The sequence below is a fragment of the Amycolatopsis roodepoortensis genome (genome assembly GCF_014873915.1).
Lineage (GTDB): Bacteria > Actinomycetota > Actinomycetes > Mycobacteriales > Pseudonocardiaceae > Amycolatopsis > Amycolatopsis roodepoortensis.
In genome coordinates, this window is sequence record NZ_JADBEJ010000008.1 from 1,028,502 (window position 1) to 1,047,602 (window position 19,101).

A 19,101-nucleotide genomic window follows, 5' to 3' on the forward strand; every position below is an offset into this window, starting at 1 on the left:
GCCCATGCGCGGCCGGAGGATGTGCCAGTGCCTTCAAAACCGTCACCAGAAGTGCCCGAGGAAGTGCTGCGGACGCCGCTCGTGCTCCGCCTGCTCGAACGCGCCGACGTCGATCGGCCGGCGTACACGCACCTCGACTGCTCGAACCGGTACGAGCCCGTCGAGGACACCCTGACCTGGGCCGAACTGCTTGTCCACGTCCGCGCTGTCGCCGCGAAGCTGCGTGAGGTGATCCAGCCGGGAGACCGCGTCGCGATCACGGCGAGGCAAGACCTGTCTTACGTCGTCGCCTTCTTCGGCGCGCTGTACGCCGGAGCTGTCGCGGTGCCGCTGTCCGCGCCGGACGTCCGCGCCCACCGCGAGCGGCTCGTCGGTGTCCTCAACGACTGTGACGCCGACATCTGGCTCACGTCGGAGGCCTTGGTCGAGCGGTTGACGGAGTTCGCCGGGGCCGAGCCGGTTCCGGCGCCCCGCGAGATCATCGCCGTCGACACCCTGCCGCGAGACCCGGCCGACCAGTCGCCGCCGTCGCCGGTCTCCCCCGAAGACCCCGCCTACCTGCAGTACACCTCCGGCACGACGCGATCACCGGCAGGCGTGATCATCACGCATCGGGCGTTGTCGGCCGCCTGCTGGCAGATCTGCGACGCCTACGACGTCGACGAGCGGATCACCTGCGTCGGCTGGATTCCGTTCTTCCACGACATGGGGCTGGCGCAGTTGCTCGCCGGGACGATGCACTCCGGCGGCCGGACGGTGTTCATCGCGCCGCTGGAATTCATCCGGCGCCCGGAGCGCTGGCTGCTGCTGATGTCGTCGTATCCGAACACGCTCACCGCGGCCCCGAACTTCGCGTACGACCTGGTGACCGAGGCCGTGCCCGAGTCGAAGCGCGCCGAGTACGACCTCTCGACGGTGTCGATCGCGCTCAGCGGCAGCGAACCGGTCCGGGCGGCGACCGTCCGGGAGTTTCTCGCCGCATACGAGCCCCACGGTTTCCCGCGGGGCGCGTTCCGGCCGTCCTACGGTCTGGCCGAGGCCACGGTCTACGTCGCCAGCGGCGATTCCAGCGGCCCCGTGGTGACCGAGGTGGACGGCCGGGAAATCGTGGAGATCGGCTGGCCCAGAGGCCAGCGGGTCCGCGTCGTGCCCCCGGCGGATCGCGTTTTGCCCGCTAAAGGCGACGTGGGCGAGATCTGGGTCAAGGGGCCCAACGTGGCCGCCGGGTACTGGCGCCGTCCGGAGCTGACCGCCGAGGTGTTCGATGCCGAGCTCGACGGCGAAGGCGGTTGGCTCCGCACCGGCGACCTCGGCATGATCCGCGACGGCAGGCTGTCGGTGACCGGCCGGATCAAGGACCTGATCATCATCGACGGCCGCAATCACAGCCCCCACGACATCGAGGAGACGGTCGCCGCCGCGCACCCTCTGCTCGGGCCCGAACGAGTCGCCGCGTTCTCGGTCGACGGCGATGAGGGCGAGGGTGTCGTCGTTGTCGCCGAGCGCGCCCGGAAGGCCCAGGACTTCGACGAAACGGAGATCGCGCGGGCCGCCACCCGCGCCGTCGCCGAGCGGCACGACGTGCGGCTTCGTGCCTTCTTCCTGGTCAAACCCGGCGGACTGCCGAGGACCTCCAGCGGCAAGGTCGCGCGTTCCGCGGCCAGAACGCGGTACTGGACCGCGGATGGGACAGAATTCCCCCATGGCAGCTGACGGGAGCGAGTACGTCGACGAGATCAAGGCCCTCGTCTGCGAGACCTTCGACGTCGATCCGGACACCATCGACGAGAACACGCCGTTCGCCGAGATGGGCGTCGACTCCCGGCGCCGCGTCCGGCTCCTGGCGACGGTCGAGGTGGAGTTCGGCATCGACATCGACCTCGACGAGCTGGATCGCCTGGTCGACATCCGCGGCGCGGCCACCGTGCTCGCCGAAGCCGTCGAAGCGGGCGCGAAACCGCGAAAACGCGGTCTACCAGGCTTCTTGCGCCGAAATCGTTTGAGTTAGCAAAGGTGTGAATGTTCCTGCGGTCCGGATGACCGGTGGGTACATTCTGTGTGCATATGCGATGGCACCTGATGCCGCCGGCGTGCGTCGTAGGTAGGACAACGAGGCGGATACAGCGGGACGAAGGGGGCACCGGTCATGCCGGACGGGGGCTACAAAGCCGATTCAGAGGCGATGCTCACGGCGTCGACGTCGTTGGAGCGCGCGGCTGAGAAAACGACGTCCGAGGCGGGGAAGGTGGGGCCGACCCAGGTCGGGCCCGAAAACTTCGGCCGGGTCCACAAGGACTATCAAAAGGGCTACGCCACCGGGATTCTCGCCATTTCCGACGCGATGAAGGGGTACGCGGGCCAGCTCACCCAGCTCGCCGGCGGCGTCAGCACCGCGTCGACCCGCTACACCTCGTCCGACCAGGCGAACGCCGCGGCTGCCAACAAGGCGGGAGCCCAGTAATGAGCCAACCGACGCAAGCACAGATCAACGAGATCCTGAACGACCCGTACGTCACGCAGGGCACCAAAGACGCCTTGCTGATGCCGTTCGGCAACCGGGAAGAGGCGTACAAGAAGGCCGTCGCCGAACGTGACTCGAACGCCGCGGGGGACAAGAAGCAGGCGGCCGACACGAAGCAGGCCGACAAGGACCTCGACGCGATGTCCCGGCCGGCCGCGGGTGGTTCCACCACCAAATCCGACCAGGTGCTCGACCTCGGGAAGCCGGCACTGGACTTCTTCTCCGACTGGGCCGAGCAGGTCTGGAACAAGATGCCGGAGAAGTCGGGCGAAATCAGCTACAAGACCGACATCTGGGACCGGTTCCACGAGAACCGCGAGATCAACTTCCAGAAGATGTTCGACGAGGTCGAAGATCTCGCCGACGCGAAGAAGGTCGTCGAGCAGACCCAGAAGGACGCGACGGCGGCGCTGACCACGCTCTTCCACGACTGGAAGGGCGAGGGCGCGACGGCCGCGAAGGTCAAGTACGAGCAGCGGATCCAGCCCGACGCGAAAGAGCTCATCGCGCAGATGGACGGCGCCATCAAGCTGGTGCCGTCGACCATCGACAAGATCTACAGCGCGCTCAAGCTGAAGGTCGACGAAACGCTGAAGCTCCGGGTCGACAAGGTCGCCACGGCGCCGTTGTACATCGCGAAGCAGGTCGTCGAGATCGCGAACGGCAAGGTCGACTCCAAAGAAAAGCTCATGGACGTCGCGTACTGGCTCGATTCCGCGTGCCCGGGCAACAACCTCGCCGAACGACTGCGTCACGACGACTGCGATCTGAACGACGAGAACAAGGATTACGCGATCGGGGCCGCGAAGCAGTGGCTGAAGGGCTCGTTCGCCACCGAGTTCGGTGAGCGCTTCGAGAACTTCAAGAAGCTCTGCAAGAACGCGACCGAGACGATCAACACGCAGTACCACGAGCTTTCGCGGTTCATGGAGGACTACACGAACCCGTTCCCCGCGCCGGGGTCCGAGAAGCCGCCCATCGACGACGGCAAGGGCAAGGACAAGGGTGGCGGCGGTGACACCGGTGGCGGCACCGGCGGCGGTACGGGCGGCGGAACCGGAGGTGGAAGCGGGAGCGGCGGCGGTGCCAGCACCCCGCCTGCCGCTACGGTCCCCGAGACGCCGAAGCCGGAGGAAAAGCCCGCCGAGGGCATGAACCCGGTCACCGGCAAGCCGCTCGAGCTGGACCCCGAGACCGGCAAGCCGTACCCGATCGACCCGGCGACGGGCGAGGCGATCAAGGACGGCATCGACGGTCAGGACACCATGACCGTCCAAAAGGGCGACAACAAGATCGAGATGACCGAGCCGGACAAAGACGGCAAAATGGACATCAAGGTCGATGACGGCAAGGGCAACGAGAAGGACTACAAGCTCGACTTCGACGACCCGAAGGGCGAAGAGGGCAAGGACGGCAAGCCCGGCCCCGACGGCGTCTACCGGCCCGGTCCGGACGGCAAGATCCACATCCAGGACGGCAACCTCAAGATCACCGCCGAGCAGCCGCAGGGCCCGAACGGTCCGACCGTGGTGACCGTCGACGACGGCAAGGGCGAGCCGACCACCTACACCCTCGACGAAAAGGGCGAGAAGAAGGAGCTCAAGCCCGGCGACACCCTCGAGACCGACGACATCAAGAACGGCCTCGACGACCGGAACCCCGGCAACCCGCAGCCCGGTAAGCCCGAAGACGTTCGTCCCATGCCCGCCCCGGCTGACGGCGGGATGGCGCCTGGTGGCGGCGGCGGTAGTGGCTTCGGCGCTCCAGGCGGAGTCGAGGTCGGTGTCGGCGCCGGTGCGGAAGGGACCGCTTCGGTGTCCGCGGGGGCCGAAGCCGCCGCGGGTGGCGCGTCGGGAGCCAGTGGCGATGGCACCGTTCCGACCGCCGGTGGCGGTGGCAGCTTCGAAAGCGCGATCGGCAGCCCGCTCGAAGGTGCTTCGGCAGGGTCGCTGAACGAAGCGGGTTCGCTGGAAGCGGGCATGCAGTCCGGAGGCAGCGCGCAGCCGGCCGGGGCCGAGGGCGGTCTCGGGATGGCTCCCGGCGGGATGGACCCGGCGCCCGCGAGCGCCGGTGCCGCGAGCTCGCCCGCCGGAATGGGCGGCATGATGGGTGGCATGGGCGCCATGGGCGGCGCGGCCGGCGGTGGCGGGGGTGACACGCAGCGCGGGTCGAGCCAGTACCGCGTCGAGGGTGGAATTTTCGAGACCAGTGGCGCGGGCGGCCGGATCAGCGGATCGCTCGACGACGAGGGTGGCGACCGTTCGATCAGTTACGAGCGATGATCGCCTGACCGGGGAACGAGGGAGGACCGATGAGCGCTGTTGACCGGCTGGCGGCCGCCATGTCCAGGCAGGACGCCGCCATCACGGAACAGTTGGAGCAGCGCGGGCTGCGGGAGCGGCATCTCGCCGACGCCAAGGCCCAGGCGGTGGACACCATGCAGAAGGACGCCGCCATCCATGACAAGTACGCCGCGCACATGCAGGAGCTGGGGAAGCGGAGCAAGGAGGCGGGTGGCTGGCTGACCGGCAAGACGACCGCCGACCGCAGCCACACGATCGGCTTCGACATCGAGGACGACGAAAAACCGGACGCCCGGTTCGCCGAATTCGGTGCCCGTGCCGACGTGTCGCGGCCGGCGCCGCCTCCGCCGCCGCTCCCGGTCGCGCCGGGGGTGCCCGGAATGCCGGCGACGGTGGACGTTCCGCCAGCGGCGCCGACGCCCGCGCCCAGTGCCGCGGCGTCCGAAGAGCCCGGCGCGCCCGCGCGTCGCCGCGGTCGTCACGCCCGTGACGACAAGGGATTCGACGACGACGATTTCTCGAACAACTCGTGGATGGTCGACTGACCGGCTTCACGCACTTCAGGGCCCGGCTTGCCAGAGCCGGGCCCTTTCTTTTGCCCTCCGGCGCCGCGTCGCGTTTAGCGGGCTAATCGCGATCCGAGGGCCGGGCCGGGGGCGTGTCGCGTTTAGCGGGCTAATCGCGATCCGAGGGCCGGGCCGGGGGCGTGTCGCGTTTAGCGGGCTAATCGCGATCTGACGTGTCGCCGGGTGCCGGATCGCGTTTCGCGGGCTAAACGCGATCCGGGTACAGGATCGCCTTTAGCGGGCTAAACGCGATCCGGGCGTCAGGCGGCGGGTTCGTCCTGGAGCTCGATGGGGGCGCGTTTGACGTCGGCGTCCAGCAGGGGCTGGTACTTCGTCGTCCCCGTCAGGTGGGTGAGGAAGAACGCCGTGAACAGCGCCCGCGTCAGCTGCTGGGTCCCGCGGTGCGGCTTCCCGTGCAGCAGCAGCTGGCTCCAGTGCCTGCCCTCGGTGACGCCGAGGTGCGACGACTTCCCGAGCGTCCGCAGCTGCACCGGCCCGCCCCACGCGTCCGCGATGGCCTCGGCGTGTCCGACGGGCGGCGCGACCAGGTCTTCGCCCGCCGCGAGGTGCAGGCCGGGCGCGGTCACCGAGCGGGCCGACACCGTCGCCGGCGGCAGCGTCTGCGCTGGGGTGATGGTCGCGACCGCGCGGATCTCGGGCCGCTCGTCGTTCTCGGCGGCCTGCGCGGCGGCCAGGACCGCCGAGCCGCCGCCGGTCGAATGCCCGGCCAGGCCGAGTTTCGCCGGGTCGACGCTGATGCCGTCCGGTCCGAGGCGGACCGTCGTGATCAAGTCGAGCGTCGTGAGCAGGTCACCGGCCAGCAGCCGGTGCGAAGGCAGCGGACCGCGCTGGGTGGCCGGGGCCGCCGCGACGATGCCCCAGCTCGCGAGGTGCCGGAGCAGATGCCGGTAGCTCCCGGTCGGCTGCAACCAGCCGTGCCCGAACGCGATCGCGGGCAGACCGAGGCCCGAACGGGGGGTGAACACGACGCCGGGCAGTCCGACCAGGGCGAGGTTGCCGCGCAGAACCTCGTGCGGACCTGGGTGGGACAGCTCCGCGAGCAGCTGCTTGGGCTTGCTGGCCATGCTCGTGACCTTACTGCCCGCGCCCACGTCCGGCCCGCGCGCCGCCCCGGCGTTCGCCTTTAGCGGGCTAACCGCGCTGCTTAGCGTGCCTAAGCGTCGCGTTTAGCCCGCTAAACGCAGGTGCGGGCGCCCGGGCGAAGGGGCCGAATTTCCGTCGTTAGGCTGGTGGCCGTGTGTGGAATCGTGGGATACGTCGGACACCGCCCGGCCCTGGACGTCGTCATCGGCGGCCTGCGCAGGATGGAGTACCGCGGCTATGACTCGGCAGGCGTCGCGGTCCTCGACGGCGCCGGCGCGCTGAACGTCGAGCGCAAAGCGGGCCGCCTGGCCAACCTGGAGACCCAGCTCGACACGGTCGGCAGGGACGCCTTCACCGGCACCGCCGGGATGGGCCACACCCGCTGGGCCACCCACGGCGCCCCGGTCGACCGCAACTCGCACCCGCACCGCGACGCCTCCCAGCGCGTCGCCGTCGTGCACAACGGCATCATCGAGAACTTCGCCGCCCTGCGCGCCGAGCTCGAGGCCGAAGGCGTCGAGATGGCGAGCGACACCGACTCCGAGACCGCCGCGCACCTGATCGCCCGCGCGTACACCGAGGGCGACACGAAGGGCGACTTCGCGGCCAGCGTCGCCGCGGTCTGCCGTCGTCTCGAAGGCGCGTTCACCCTGGTCGTGACGATCGCCGACCAGCCGGACACCGTCGTCGCCGCCCGCCGCTCTTCGCCGCTGGTCGTCGGCGTCGGCGAGGGCGAGCACTTCGTCGCCTCCGACGTCGCCGCGTTCATCGAGCACACCCGCGAGGCGGTCGAGCTCGGCCAGGATCAGCTCGTCGTCATCACCCGCGACGGCTACGACGTCACCGACTTCCACGGCGACGCCGCCCAGGCCAAGCCGTTCACCGTCGACTGGGACCTCTCGGCCGCGGAAAAGGGCGGCCACGAGTACTTCATGCTCAAGGAGATCGAGGAGCAGCCGGAGGCGCTGGCGAACACGCTGCGCGGGCACTTCGACGGCGGCCGGATCATCCTCGACGAGCAGCGCATCTCCGACCAGGACCTGCGTGACGTCGACAAGGTCTTCGTCGTCGCCTGTGGTTCCGCGTACCACTCGGGCCTCGTCGCCAAGTACGCCATCGAGCACTGGTGCCGCCTCCCGGTCGAGGTGGAGCTGGCCAGCGAGTTCCGCTACCGCGACCCGGTGCTGGACCGCGCGACGCTGGTCGTCGCCGTCTCCCAGTCGGGCGAGACCGCGGACACCCTCGAAGCCGTCCGCCACGCCCGCGAGCAGAAGGCCCGCGTTCTGGCGGTCTGCAACACCAACGGCGCGCAGATCCCGCGCGAGTCCGACGCCGTCCTCTACACACACGCCGGTCCGGAGATCGGTGTCGCGTCGACGAAGGCGTTCCTCGCGCAGATCGCGGCCAACTACCTGGTCGGCCTGGCGCTCGCGCAGGCGCGCGGCACCAAGTACCCGGACGAGGTCGCCCGCGAGTTCGCCGAGCTCGAAGCGATGCCCGCCGCGGTGCAGAAAGTCCTGTCCACTGTGGACCAGGTCCGTGACCTCGGCCGCCGCATCGCCGACTCGAAGGCCGTGCTGTTCCTCGGCCGTCACGTCGGTTTCCCGGTCGCCCTCGAAGGCGCGCTGAAGCTCAAGGAACTGGCGTACATGCACGCCGAGGGCTTCGCGGCCGGCGAGCTCAAGCACGGCCCGATCGCGCTGATCGAAGAAGGCCTTCCCGTCGTCGTGGTGATGCCGTCGCCGAAGGGGCGCGCGGTGCTGCACTCGAAGCTGGTGTCGAACATCAGCGAGATCCAGGCGCGCGGCGCCCGCACGATCGTGATCGCGGAGGAGGGCGACGAGACCGTCCGCCCGTTCGCCGACGAGCTGATCGAGATCCCGGCCGTCCCGACCCTGCTGCAGCCGCTGGTCTCCACGGTGCCGCTGCAGGTGCTGGCCGCCGAGATCGCCCGCACGCGTGGGTACGACGTCGACAAGCCGCGTAACCTGGCGAAGTCGGTCACCGTCGAGTAAGAGACCGGAGGCGTCGTGCAGGGAATCTGGACCACGGAACGGATTCGCGCGGCGGAGGACCGGTTGCTCGCCGTCACTCCCGACGGCGAGCTCATGCGGCGCGCGGCGTTCGGCCTCGCGGTGCACGCCGCCGAAATGCTGGCCGCGCACACGGGTTCGGTGTCCGGGCGGCGGGTGACGCTGCTCGTCGGGTCGGGCAACAACGGCGGTGACGCCTTGTGGGCCGGCGCGTTCCTGCGCCGCCGCAATGTGGCCGTCTCGGCGATCCTGCTGAAGCCCGAACGCGCCCACGGCCCGGGTTTGGCCGCTCTGAAGCGTTCCGGCGGCAAGGTCGTGTCCCTTGAGGACGGTCCACAGTGGATCCGGCGGGCCGACCTCGTCGTCGATGGGATCGTCGGAATTTCGGCGCGTGGGCCGTTGCGGCCGGACGCCGCCGCGCTGCTGGAGCACGTGAGCTCGCCGGTGCTCGCGGTCGATCTGCCGAGTGGGGTGGATCCGGACACCGGCGCGGTCGACGGCCCGGCGGTCGTGGCCGATCGGACCGTCACCTTCGGCGCGCTCAAGCCGGTGCACGCCCTCGCGCCCGCGTCCTGTGGCGAGGTCTCCCTGGTGGACATCGGACTGCGGCTCAGCGAGCCCGATCTGCAGCGACTCGATACGGCGGATGTCGCCGCGGCGTGGCCGGTGCCCGGCCCGGACGACGACAAGTACAGCCAGGGCGTGGTGGGGATCGCAGCCGGGTCGGCGACGTACCCGGGAGCGGCCGTGCTCGCGGCCGGTGCGGCGGTGCGGGCGACGTCCGGGCTGGTGCGTTACGCCGGTCATGCGGCGGACGTCGTGCGCGGGCAATGGCCCGAGATCATCGCGACGGGTTCGGTGACCGACGCGGGCCGGGTGCAGGCCTGGGTCGTCGGGCCGGGGATCGGCACCGGCAACGAGGGGCGGGACGTGCTGCGGTTCGTGCTCGGCCGCGGCGTGCCGGTGTGCGCGGACGCCGACGCGACGACCATCATCGCGCGGTCGCCCGACGTGCTCGACGCACGCGATCCGGACACCCCGCTCGTGCTGACGCCGCACGCGGGGGAGTTCGAGCGGCTCATGGGTGAGCCGCCGGGTGCGGACCGGGTCGCGGCGGCGCGGTCGGCCGCGCGGAAGTACGACGCCGTCGTGCTGTTGAAGGGGCACTGCACGGTGGTCGCGGCGCCGGACGGGCGGGCGCTGGTGAACACGCCGCGGGGATCGTGGCTCGCGACGGCCGGTTCGGGGGATGTGCTGTCGGGTCTGGTCGGTGCGTTGCTCGCTTCGGGACTCGACCCGTGGCTGGCGGCCGGTGCGGCCGCGCACGTCCATTCCCTCGCCGGATCCCTCGCCGCCGACGGCGCCCCGACCTCGGCCTCCGGCATCCTCGCCGCGGTCCCGGACGCCATCCGGTCCGTCCGCCGCATCGCCTCCTGACCAGGGCCACGACCTCCGTTTAGCCCCCCAACCGCGCTCTGCGGGCGGGTGCCCTCAGAGCGCGATTAGGGGGCTAAACGCAGGTCGGCGGGGCAGGCGACGCAAGTGAGAAAAATTCGGGAGTTATCGAGTTACGTGTTAACTCCGGGCGAATAATCTGGTAAGAAGCAGGTGTGAGCGCCGACACCCACCCCGCCGAGACCGCGATGGTCCGGGTCGTGAACGGTGTCGCCCATGTCTAAGACCAGGCCCTCGGACGCCGCCGTCGAGCATCGGCGCCAGGAGATCCTCGACCACGTCATCGCCACCGGCGAGGTCCGCATCGACGACCTGACCACCCGCTTCGGCGTCAGCCTGATGACGATGCACCGCGACCTCGACGACCTCGCCGACCGCCGGCTCCTCCGCAAACTCCGCGGCAAAGTCGAGGCCTACCCCGCGACGACCATGGAGTCCGCCGCCCGCTTCCGCGACACCTTCAACCAGGCCACGAAGGACGCCCTGGGCGAGGCCGCCGCGGCGCACGTCCACTCCGGCCAGACGGTCTTCGTCGACGACTCGACCACGCTCTTCCCGCTCGTTCGCCGCCTCGGCCAGATCGAGGACCTCACCGTCATCACCAACTCGCTCGAAGCCGCCCGCATCCTCGGCCCGGCCAAGAGCGTCGAGGTCGTCCTGGCGGGCGGCCGCTACCACCACGAGTTCGATTCTTGCGCCGGCCCGGACGTCGTCGGGTTCCTCGACCGTACGCACGCCGACATCGCCTTCGTCTCGGTCGCCGCGGTCGCGGTCGGCCGCCTATTCCACCCGGTCCAGGACTATGCGGAGCTCAAGAAGGCCGCGCTGCGCACCGCCGACCGCAACGTCCTGGTCGTCGACAACTCCAAATTCGGCCGCACCGCCACCTACGCGTACGGCGACATCGGCGACTACGACCTCCTGATCACCGACGAAGAGGCGCCGACCGAGGAGATCGAGGCGGCGCTGACCGCGGGAACCGCCATCGAGCAGGTCGAATGCGCACCGGAGGGCCCGGAATATGAGTTCTGATCTGGTCGCCGGTATCGACTCGTCGACCCAGTCGACGAAGGTCGTCGTCTGCGACGCGAACACCGGTGAGATCGTCCGCACCGGCCGCGCTTCGCACCCCGACGGCACCGAGGTCGCCCCCGCCGCGTGGTGGGACGCGTTCCGCGAGGCGACGGACGGCCTGCTCGACGGCGTCGGCGCCATCGGCATCGGCGGCCAGCAGCACGGCATGGTCGCTCTCGACGAGGCGGGTGAGGTCGTCCGGCCCGCGCTGCTGTGGAACGACACCCGGTCCGCGAAGGCGGCCGAAGACCTCAGCGGCGAGCTCGGCCCGGAGAGCTGGGCGAAGTCCGTCGGCTCGGTGCCGGTCGCCAGCTTCACCGTCACGAAGCTGCGCTGGATGGCGGAGAACGAGCCGGAGCTGGCCGATCGCGTCGCCCGTGTGCTGCTCCCGCACGACTGGCTGACCTGGCGGCTGCTGGGCGACGGCGCCGAGCCGGTCACCGACCGCGGCGACGCTTCCGGCACCGGGTACTTCTCGCCCGCCACCGGCGAATACCGCCAAGACCTCCTCGCGCACGCCTTCGGCGGCCGCACGCCCGAGCTGCCCAAGGTCATCGGCCCCGCCGAAGCCGCGGGCCACACCCCGGACGGGATCCTGGTCTCGGCCGGGACCGGCGACAACATGGCCGCCGCGTTCGGTCTCGAACTCGCTCCGGGCGACGTCGTCGTCTCGCTGGGCACCAGCGGCACCGTCTTCGGCGTCTCCGAAACCGCGAGCGCCGACCCTTCCGGCATCGTCGCGGGATTCGCCGACGCCACCGGCCGCTTCCTCCCGCTGGCCTGCACCCTCAACGCGGCCCGCGTGCTCACGGCCACGTCCGCGATGCTCGGCGTCGAACTCGCGGAGTTCGACAAGCTGGCGCTCGCCGCCACACCCGGTTCCGGCGGCCTCACCTTCCTTCCTTATCTCGACGGTGAGCGGACGCCGAACCTCCCGGACGCCAAGGGCACGCTCTTCGGCCTCACCCGCGCGAACATGACGCCCGAGAACCTCGCCCGCGCCGCGGTCGAAGGCATGCTGTGCGGCCTCGCGGCCGGTCTGGACGCCCTGCGCGAGCAGGGGCTCGAAGTCCGCCGCGTCCTCCTGATCGGTGGCGGCGCGCAATCGGCCGCCGTCCGCGCGGTCGCGCCGATCGTGTTCGGCGTGCCCGTCGTCGTCCCCGAAGTCGCCGAGTACGTCGCGGTCGGTGCCGCGCGGCAGGCGGCCTGGGCCCTCGCTTCCAGCACGGAACCTCCCCGCTGGCAGGAACAGCACGGCTACACCCCACTCGAGCCGACCGAGGCGGACCGCGCCGAGGGGCACCGGATCCAGCAACGGCATCTCGAAGCCCGCGAACTCGGGCACGGCATTTCCGCGAAACCGAAAGAGGACTGAACCGATGGCCACGATCACCTACGACAAGGCGACCCGGCGCTACGCGGGCTCCGAGCGGCCCGCCGTGGACGCACTCGACCTCGAGATCGCCGACGGCGAATTCCTCGTGCTGGTCGGGCCTTCCGGCTGTGGCAAGTCCACCAGCCTGCGGATGCTCGCCGGCCTCGAAGACATCGACGAAGGCGCCGTGTGGATCGGCGACCGCGACGTCACGCAGCTGCCGCCGCGCGCCCGCGACATCGCGATGGTGTTCCAGAACTACGCGCTGTACCCGCATATGACCGTGGGCCAGAACATGGGCTTCGCGCTGAAGATCGCGGGCCGTCCGGCGTCGGAGATCAAGCAGAAGGTGCTCGACGCCGCCAAGCTGCTCGACATCGAGCAGTACCTCGACCGCAAGCCGAAGGCGCTCTCCGGTGGTCAGCGCCAGCGTGTCGCGATGGGCCGCGCCATCGTGCGTGAGCCGCAGGTCTTCCTCATGGACGAGCCGCTGTCGAACCTCGACGCGAAGCTGCGTGTCTCCACCCGTACGCAGATCGCCGCGCTGCAGCGACGCCTCGGCGTCACCACCGTGTACGTCACGCACGACCAGGTCGAGGCCATGACGATGGGCGACCGGGTCGCGGTCCTGTCGGACGGTCTCCTGCAGCAGTGCGACACCCCGCGCGCCCTGTACGACCGGCCCGCAAACGCTTTCGTCGCCGGATTCATCGGCTCGCCCGCGATGAACCTGGTCACCGCGAAGCTCACCGAAGACGGAGCCGAGCTGGGTGGGGCGCGGGTACCGCTGACCCGCGAGATCCTCGCCAAGGCCGACGGCGACACGGTCACCCTCGGCTTCCGTCCGGAATCGCTCGAGGTGACGACCAGCGAAGACGGCACGCTGCCGATCAAGGTCGACCTCGTCGAGGAGCTCGGTTCGGACGCGTACGTCTACGGCAAGCTCGCCGAGACCGACGCCGAGGGCTCGAAGTCGAACGTCGTCACCCGGGTGGACCCGCGCACGCCGCCGACCATGGGCGACACGCTGCACCTGCGGATCCGTCCCGACGAGCTGCACGTGTTCTCCGCCACCGACGGGGCGCGCCTGTCCTGAGCCGGTTCGTGGGAAACTGGTGGTCGTTATGACCGCCAGTTTCCCGCGTGCCGAGGTCGTCATCGACCTGTCCGCCATCCGGCACAACGTCGCCCTGCTCGCATCCCGCGCTCCCTCGGCCCAGACCATGGCCGTGGTCAAGGCGGACGGCTACGGGCACGGAGCCCTCGAGGTCGCCCGTGCCGCCGTCGAGGGTGGGGCCACCTGGCTGGGCACCTGCTCCCTCGGCGAGGCGCTCGCGCTGCGCCGGGCCGGGATCGGAGCCCGCCTCTTCAGCTGGCTCGACACCCCCGAAGCCGACTTCGCGCCCGCGGTCGCCGAAGACATCGACGTCGCCGTCAGCTCCCTCGACGAGCTTGCCCGCGTGGCCGACGGCGCTCGCCGGGCACGCGACTTTAGCGGGCTAAACGCGATCTGCCGGGTGCACCTCAAGATCGACACCGGGCTGTCCCGAAACGGCTGCCCACCTGCGGAATGGCCGGCATTGGTCAAGGCCGCGGCGGCCGCGAAGCCGCTCATCGAGGTCGTCGCGATCTGGTCGCACCTCGCGTGCGCCGACGAGCCCGGCCACCCCTCCATCGACGCACAGGCCAAGCGGTTCGACGAGGCCTACGACATCGCGCGCGCCGCCGGCCTGAACCCGATGCGGCACATCGCGAACTCCGCCGCCGTGCTGACGAGGCCCGACCTGCACTTCGACCTCGTGCGCCCCGGGATCGCGATCTACGGGCTGAACCCGGTGCCCACCGGCGACGATCTGCGCCCGGCCATGACCTTCAAATCGTCCGTCGTGCTCACGAAGCGGATCCCGGCAGGCGAATCGGTCTCGTACGGCCACAGCTGGACGGCCGAACGCGACACCACCCTCGCGCTGGTTCCCGTGGGTTATGCCGACGGCGTGCCGCGGTCGCTGTCCGGACGGATGGACGTCCTGCTGGGCGGAAAGCGACGGCCGGTCGTCGGCCGCGTCTGCATGGACCAGCTCATCGTCGACTGCGGAGACGACGAGCCGTCCATCGGCAGCGAAGTGATCCTTTTCGGCAAGGGCGCGTTTGGTGAGCCCACGGCACGGGAATGGGCCGACAAGCTGGGGACGATCGACTACGAGATCGTGACTTCGATGTACCGCCCGCGTGTCCACCGGACGTATCTGGAGGCAGGCTCGTGACACCTTCACGAAGACTGCTGGCCATCGTCGGCGGCGTCGGGGCCGTGGCCACCGGCACCGCCGCGGCGATCGCCGTCGCCGCACAGCAGCGGCGGCAGAGTGAGGATCCGTTCGTGGACGAGCCGTTGGGGGATCTCGCACCGGATCGGACGTCGACAGTGGCGGCGGAGGACGGCACGCCGCTCGCGGTCGAGGAGATCGATCCGGGCGATGGGGGAGAACCGGAGCTGACCGTCGTCGGTGTGCACGGTTTCGCGTTGTCGAAGCGCTGCTGGCATTTCCAGCGGCGAGACCTCGCGTCGCTGAGGCTGCCGCGGGTGCGGCAGGTGTACTTCGACCATCGCGGGCACGGGCAATCCGGCGCCGCGACCGCCGAGACCAGCACCATCGAGCAGCTGGCGCGTGACCTCGACATGGTCCTGCGTTCGGTGGTGCCGGAGGGGCCCATCGTGCTCATGGGGCACTCGATGGGCGGCATGGTGATCATGGAGCTCGCCGCCGAGCATCCCGAGCTGTTCGACGACCGTGTCTGTGGCGTCGCGTTCATCGCGACCGCGGCGGGCGAAGTCGGTGCTCGGGGCCTTCCGAGATCACTGCTCTCGAAGTACAACCCGCTCACGCGAGGCGTCGGCGGGCTGGCCGGGTGGCAGCCGGGGCTTGTCGAATTCGTGCGCGCGGCGGGTGGGCAGCTGACCCGGCAGGCCGTGCGCAGGCTGGCCTTCGGCAGCCGTGACGTGTCTCCTCGACTTGTCGACTTCATGCTGGAAATGCTCGAGGTGACGCCGGTGCGCGGGCTCGTGAACTTCGTCGACACGCTCGGCAGCCACAACCGGTACGCCGCGCTCGCCGGGCTGAAGCACGCACACGTGCTGGTCGTCGGCGGGGATTCCGACCGGTTCACGCCGATCGCGCACGCCGAGCGGATCGCGGCGGAGCTGCCGGACGCGGAGCTGGTGCGCGTCCGGGGCGCGGGGCACATGGTGCAGCTGGAACAACCCGAACTGGTGAACAGCCACCTGATCGACTTGGTGCAACGATGCACCGGCACCGATGGTGAGACTTCCGAACGGCGGACCTGGTGGTGGCAACGCTGATGAATTTCGCTTTCCCGACTCCCGAATCGACGATGGAATTCGGGCGAGAGCTCGGACGCTCGCTGCGCGCGGGCGACCTCGTGCTGCTCGCCGGGCCGCTCGGGGCGGGCAAGACGACGCTGACCCGCGGGATCGCGGACGGTCTCGGGGTCGGTGGGCGGGTCAGCTCGCCGACGTTCGTGCTCGCCAGGGTGCATCCGGCCGGGGCCGCTGGGGTCGCGCTGGTGCACGTGGACGCGTACCGGCTCGGCGGGGATCTCTCGCAGCTGGACGACCTGGACCTCGACACCGAACTGGAGCGGTCCGCGTTGGTCGTCGAGTGGGGTGAAGGGTCCGCCGAGCGCCTGTCGGACGACTACCTCGTCGTGCGCCTGGAGCGCCGCGAAGACGATGTCCGCATGGTCACCCTGGAGCCGCACGGCACCTGGACGTCCCGCACGCCCGACCTGCGTTTAGCGGGCTAATCGCGATCCGCGGGGCGACTTGCGTTTAGCGGGCTAATCGCGATCCGGTGCCACAGATCGCGATTAGGGGGCTAAACGCAAGTCGGCGCGGGGCCGACGACGGAGCGCGCGATTCCCAGGTCCACCAGGTCTTGGGGGCGCAGGCGGAGCCGGTCCGCGAGGGCGGGGACCTCGTCGGCGGGCAGCTTGAGGATCGCCGCGGCCGCCTCGGGCGACGTCACCGAGAAGTACGCGTCGGGCGTCACCCACGTCGACCCCGGCGCCGCGAACGCGAGCGCGCCCCCGGAGCCACCTTCCCCGATCACAAGGGTCGTGATCGGCACGACCGCACTCGCGACCGCCTCGAACAACTCCGCGATCGCCGCGCCGGCCCCGGCCCGTTCGGCCGCCTCGTCGTTCGCCGCGCCCGGAGTGTCGACGAGGGTAAGGACAGGGATTCCGAGCCTCGACGCGAGCCGCACCAGACGCGCAGCCGTCCGAAAACCCGCGGGCGACGTCGGTGTCCCGCACTGCGCCGCGTACGCGATCGCTCGGCCGCCGCGCCAGCCGAAGCCGCACAAGACACCAGCGTCGACCCCGCCGCATCGATCGCCCGAGACTTCCTCGCGCCAGTCGAAGTACACGTCGAGATACTCCGCCGCCCTCGGCCGCTCGGCGGAGCGCGCGGCTTGGACCGCGTCCCACCCGCTGCCGGGCAAGTCCGTCGCTCCGAGCGCGCCCGGCGGCTCCGCGGCTTCCGGCGTCGGCGAAGTCAGAAGGCGTAGCCACCGTTCCAGTGCCGCGGGAAGGTCGGCTGACGCCACGATCTGGTCGACCTGGCCCCACGCGAGCTTCGCTTCGGCCGTGTACGCCTCTGGGGAAGCGTCGGCAGGCCGCACGCGGGAACCGGCGAAACCGACCTGCGCCCCGGGCAGCGCGAGAACGACGTCGGCGCTCGCACCGAGAGTCGCCCAGCCGCCGCCCGTCGTCGGGTCGCGCAGCACCGAGATCTGCGGCACCGACCGGGCTCCGGCCGCCGCCCGCGCGATGCGCTGCAACTGCGAAAGCGCCCGCATCCCGTGCTGCATGCGGCTGCCGCCGGTCGCGATCAGCGACACCACCGGCAACCGGGATCCGACCGCCCGCGCGAACGCCGCTTCGACGCGATCACCGGTCCGCTGGCCGATCGACCCGCCCAGGAAGCCGAACTCGAACGCGATCACGATCGCCTCGACGTCGCCGATCCTGGCGATCCCGCAGACCACGGACTCGTCTTCTCCGGTCCGCTTTTCGGCGGCCTCGCGTGCCGAGCGGTACCCCGGCCAGCCGATCGGCCCGTCGTCCGGTTCCTCGGAACGCGGAACCTCCAGATCCTCGAATCCGGTCGCGATCTCCTTGACGACGGACCGCGCCGAGGACCTGCTCATCCGAGCGCCCGTTTCATGACCTTGCCCATGTCGTTGCGCGGCAACGCCTCCAGGTAGCGGACCACGCGAGGCCGTTTGTGCGGCGACAACAGGCGCGAGACGTGGTCGGCGAGTTCGGACTCCGCCGGGCGTTCTCCGTCAGGCACCACCCAGGCCACGATGCGCTCGCCGAGGTCGTCGTCGGGCTCGCCGGTGACCGCCACCTCCGCGACGCCGGGATGCTCCATGAGCGCGTTCTCGATCTCACCCGCGCCGATCTTGTAGCCGCCGCTCTTGATCAGATCCGTCGCCTTCCGGCCGACGATCTTCACGTACCCGGCCGCGTCGCGCGTCGCCATGTCGCCGGTCCGGAACCAGCCGTCGTCGAAGGCGGCTTCGGTGGCGTCGGGGCGGTTGAGGTACTCGGTGAACAGGTTCGGACCGCGGACCTGGATCTCGCCGACGGTCTCGACCTCCTCGACGGGCTGGCCCGCTTCGTCGACCAGCCGTAGATCGACGCCGCGCAGCGGGACGCCGACCGTGCCGGGGACGTGCTCGCCGTCGGCGCGGATGCTGGTGTTCATGAGGGTCTCGGTCATCCCGTAGCGCTCGATCACGCGGCGGCCGGTCGCCGCGGTGATGCGCTGGTGATCGTGGACGGGCAGCGCGGCCGACCCGGAGACGAGCAGCCGGGCGCTGCTGAGCGCCTCGGCGAGCGACGGGTCTTCGCCGACTTCGCCCGCGATGCGGTGGTACATGGTCGGGACGCCGAACATCATCGTCGCTCCGGAAGCGAGTTCGCGTGCGACGCCTTCGGTCGAGAAGCGACCGAGATGCCGGACCGAGCCGCCGCGCCGGAGCGGTCCCAGGATGCCGAGGATCAGGCCGTGCACGTGGAACAGCGGGAGACCGTGGACCAGGACGTCGTCGGCGGTCCATTCCCAGGCGTCCTCGAGCGCGTCGAGGGTGGTCGAGATGGCGCGCCGGGGGAGGACGACGCCCTTGGGCGGGCCGGTGGTGCCGGAGGTGTAGACGATCAGCGCCGGGGCTTCGGCGTCCGGTTCCGCGGGGAGATCGACGGGCGTGCCTTCGAGGACGATGTCGCGGCGCGGCAGGCCGCTGAGTCCCGTGGGCAGGTCGGTGCCCGGTTCGGCGAGTATGAGGACGGGCTCGCTGTCGGTGAGGATGTGCGCGAGCTCGCGTTCGCCGATCTTCGGGTTGAGCGGGATGGCGGGGACGCCTGCGAGCAGGGCGGCGACGACGGCGACGCTGGTGTGCACCGACGGCGTCGCCCAGACCGCGACGCGGCCGCTCGGGAGGTCGCGGGCAAGTGTGCCGGCGACGGCCGCAAGGTCGTCGTAGGTGAGGGAGGTGTCGCCGAAGCGGAGCGCCTCTTTGGCCGAGCCGCTCGCCAGCGTGGGGAACAACCGATCGGGCACTTTGTGACCTCCTGCTCGACTCCG

Annotated in this window: 16 protein-coding genes; 13 read left to right on the forward strand and 3 right to left on the reverse strand. The window is 70.4% G+C overall.

Going from position 1 to position 19,101, the window contains the following annotated elements:
• Window positions 1-51: 51 nt before the first annotated feature.
• The 5 genes from H4W30_RS42735 to H4W30_RS42755 all read left to right on the forward strand — a co-directional run bounded on the left by H4W30_RS42735 (window position 52) and on the right by H4W30_RS42755 (window position 5,369).
• Window positions 52-1,713: a fatty acyl-AMP ligase gene (locus H4W30_RS42735; RefSeq protein WP_192747847.1), complete on the forward strand. Its 1,662-nt coding sequence runs from the start codon at window positions 52-54 to the stop codon at window positions 1,711-1,713.
• On the forward strand, window positions 1,703-2,008 hold the full coding sequence (locus H4W30_RS42740) for an acyl carrier protein (RefSeq protein WP_020633351.1): 306 nt from the start codon (window positions 1,703-1,705) through the stop codon (window positions 2,006-2,008). Before H4W30_RS42735 ends, H4W30_RS42740 begins: the two co-directional genes overlap by 11 nt.
• A 138-nt stretch (window positions 2,009-2,146) precedes the next feature.
• A complete protein-coding gene (locus tag H4W30_RS42745) occupies window positions 2,147-2,461 on the forward strand; it encodes a hypothetical protein (RefSeq protein ID WP_016331125.1) in 315 nt (104 codons plus the stop codon).
• A complete protein-coding gene (locus tag H4W30_RS42750; protein ID WP_192747848.1) occupies window positions 2,461-4,803 on the forward strand; it encodes a hypothetical protein in 2,343 nt (780 codons plus the stop codon). The genes H4W30_RS42745 and H4W30_RS42750 overlap by 1 nt, the downstream gene beginning before the upstream one ends.
• A gap of 29 nt (window positions 4,804-4,832) precedes the next feature.
• Window positions 4,833-5,369: a hypothetical protein gene (locus H4W30_RS42755; protein WP_192747849.1), complete on the forward strand. Its 537-nt coding sequence runs from the start codon at window positions 4,833-4,835 to the stop codon at window positions 5,367-5,369.
• A gap of 281 nt (window positions 5,370-5,650) precedes the next feature.
• On the opposite strand, the gene H4W30_RS42760 is transcribed toward H4W30_RS42755, so the two are convergent.
• Window positions 5,651-6,475, reverse strand: a complete 825-nt coding sequence (locus H4W30_RS42760) for a dienelactone hydrolase family protein (protein ID WP_125679983.1) — start codon at window positions 6,473-6,475, stop codon at window positions 5,651-5,653.
• Window positions 6,476-6,646: 171 nt separating this feature from the next.
• On the opposite strand from H4W30_RS42760, the gene glmS reads away from it, so the two are divergent.
• From glmS to tsaE, 8 genes are all read left to right on the forward strand, one after another.
• Window positions 6,647-8,509 carry a glutamine--fructose-6-phosphate transaminase (isomerizing) gene (glmS, locus tag H4W30_RS42765; RefSeq protein WP_125732187.1) on the forward strand — a complete coding sequence of 621 codons (1,863 nt, stop codon included), beginning with the start codon at window positions 6,647-6,649 and terminating at the stop codon, window positions 8,507-8,509.
• A gap of 15 nt (window positions 8,510-8,524) precedes the next feature.
• Window positions 8,525-9,964 carry an NAD(P)H-hydrate dehydratase gene (locus H4W30_RS42770; protein ID WP_192747850.1) on the forward strand — a complete coding sequence of 480 codons (1,440 nt, stop codon included), beginning with the start codon at window positions 8,525-8,527 and terminating at the stop codon, window positions 9,962-9,964.
• A 234-nt stretch (window positions 9,965-10,198) separates the two neighbouring features.
• The gene (locus tag H4W30_RS42775; RefSeq protein WP_192747851.1) at window positions 10,199-11,014 is read left to right on the forward strand and encodes a DeoR/GlpR family DNA-binding transcription regulator; all 816 of its coding nucleotides are present in this window, start codon (window positions 10,199-10,201) and stop codon (window positions 11,012-11,014) included.
• The gene (gene xylB / locus H4W30_RS42780) at window positions 11,004-12,431 is read left to right on the forward strand and encodes a xylulokinase (RefSeq protein ID WP_192747852.1); all 1,428 of its coding nucleotides are present in this window, start codon (window positions 11,004-11,006) and stop codon (window positions 12,429-12,431) included. Before H4W30_RS42775 ends, xylB begins: the two co-directional genes overlap by 11 nt.
• Window positions 12,432-12,435: 4 nt before the next feature.
• Window positions 12,436-13,527, forward strand: a complete 1,092-nt coding sequence (locus H4W30_RS42785) for an ABC transporter ATP-binding protein (protein WP_192747853.1) — start codon at window positions 12,436-12,438, stop codon at window positions 13,525-13,527.
• Window positions 13,528-13,555: 28 nt separating this feature from the next.
• On the forward strand, window positions 13,556-14,695 hold the full coding sequence (gene alr / locus H4W30_RS42790) for an alanine racemase (protein WP_192747854.1): 1,140 nt from the start codon (window positions 13,556-13,558) through the stop codon (window positions 14,693-14,695).
• Window positions 14,692-15,789, forward strand: coding sequence for an alpha/beta fold hydrolase (locus H4W30_RS42795; RefSeq protein WP_192747855.1), 1,098 nt, complete (start codon window positions 14,692-14,694; stop codon window positions 15,787-15,789). Before alr ends, H4W30_RS42795 begins: the two co-directional genes overlap by 4 nt.
• Complete coding sequence (gene tsaE, locus H4W30_RS42800; RefSeq protein WP_192747856.1) at window positions 15,789-16,253, forward strand: tRNA (adenosine(37)-N6)-threonylcarbamoyltransferase complex ATPase subunit type 1 TsaE; 465 nt, start codon at window positions 15,789-15,791, stop codon at window positions 16,251-16,253. Before H4W30_RS42795 ends, tsaE begins: the two co-directional genes overlap by 1 nt.
• Before the next feature lie 71 nt (window positions 16,254-16,324).
• Here tsaE and H4W30_RS42805 read toward each other — a convergent pair whose 3' ends face one another.
• Both H4W30_RS42805 and H4W30_RS42810 read right to left on the reverse strand, forming a co-directional pair.
• Window positions 16,325-17,659, reverse strand: coding sequence for a carboxyl transferase domain-containing protein (locus tag H4W30_RS42805; RefSeq protein ID WP_192747857.1), 1,335 nt, complete (start codon window positions 17,657-17,659; stop codon window positions 16,325-16,327).
• On the reverse strand, window positions 17,656-19,077 hold the full coding sequence (locus H4W30_RS42810) for an acyl-CoA synthetase (protein WP_192747858.1): 1,422 nt from the start codon (window positions 19,075-19,077) through the stop codon (window positions 17,656-17,658). The genes H4W30_RS42805 and H4W30_RS42810 overlap by 4 nt, the downstream gene beginning before the upstream one ends.
• Window positions 19,078-19,101: the final 24 nt, after the last annotated feature.

Bases quoted from the DNA above. Each gene is read 5' to 3' on its own strand.
- H4W30_RS42740 (WP_020633351.1), top strand. From the start codon at position 1,703: ATGGCAGCTGACGGGAGCGAGTACGTCGACGAGATCAAGGCCCTCGTC.
- H4W30_RS42745 (WP_016331125.1), top strand. From the start codon at position 2,147: ATGCCGGACGGGGGCTACAAAGCCGATTCAGAGGCGATGCTCACGGCG.
- H4W30_RS42750 (WP_192747848.1), top strand. From the start codon at position 2,461: ATGAGCCAACCGACGCAAGCACAGATCAACGAGATCCTGAACGACCCG.
- H4W30_RS42755 (WP_192747849.1), top strand. From the start codon at position 4,833: ATGAGCGCTGTTGACCGGCTGGCGGCCGCCATGTCCAGGCAGGACGCC.
- H4W30_RS42760 (WP_125679983.1), bottom strand. From the start codon at position 6,475: ATGGCCAGCAAGCCCAAGCAGCTGCTCGCGGAGCTGTCCCACCCAGGT.
- H4W30_RS42775 (WP_192747851.1), top strand. From the start codon at position 10,199: ATGTCTAAGACCAGGCCCTCGGACGCCGCCGTCGAGCATCGGCGCCAG.
- xylB (WP_192747852.1), top strand. From the start codon at position 11,004: ATGAGTTCTGATCTGGTCGCCGGTATCGACTCGTCGACCCAGTCGACG.
- H4W30_RS42785 (WP_192747853.1), top strand. From the start codon at position 12,436: ATGGCCACGATCACCTACGACAAGGCGACCCGGCGCTACGCGGGCTCC.
- alr (WP_192747854.1), top strand. From the start codon at position 13,556: ATGACCGCCAGTTTCCCGCGTGCCGAGGTCGTCATCGACCTGTCCGCC.
- tsaE (WP_192747856.1), top strand. From the start codon at position 15,789: ATGAATTTCGCTTTCCCGACTCCCGAATCGACGATGGAATTCGGGCGA.
- H4W30_RS42805 (WP_192747857.1), bottom strand. From the start codon at position 17,659: ATGAGCAGGTCCTCGGCGCGGTCCGTCGTCAAGGAGATCGCGACCGGA.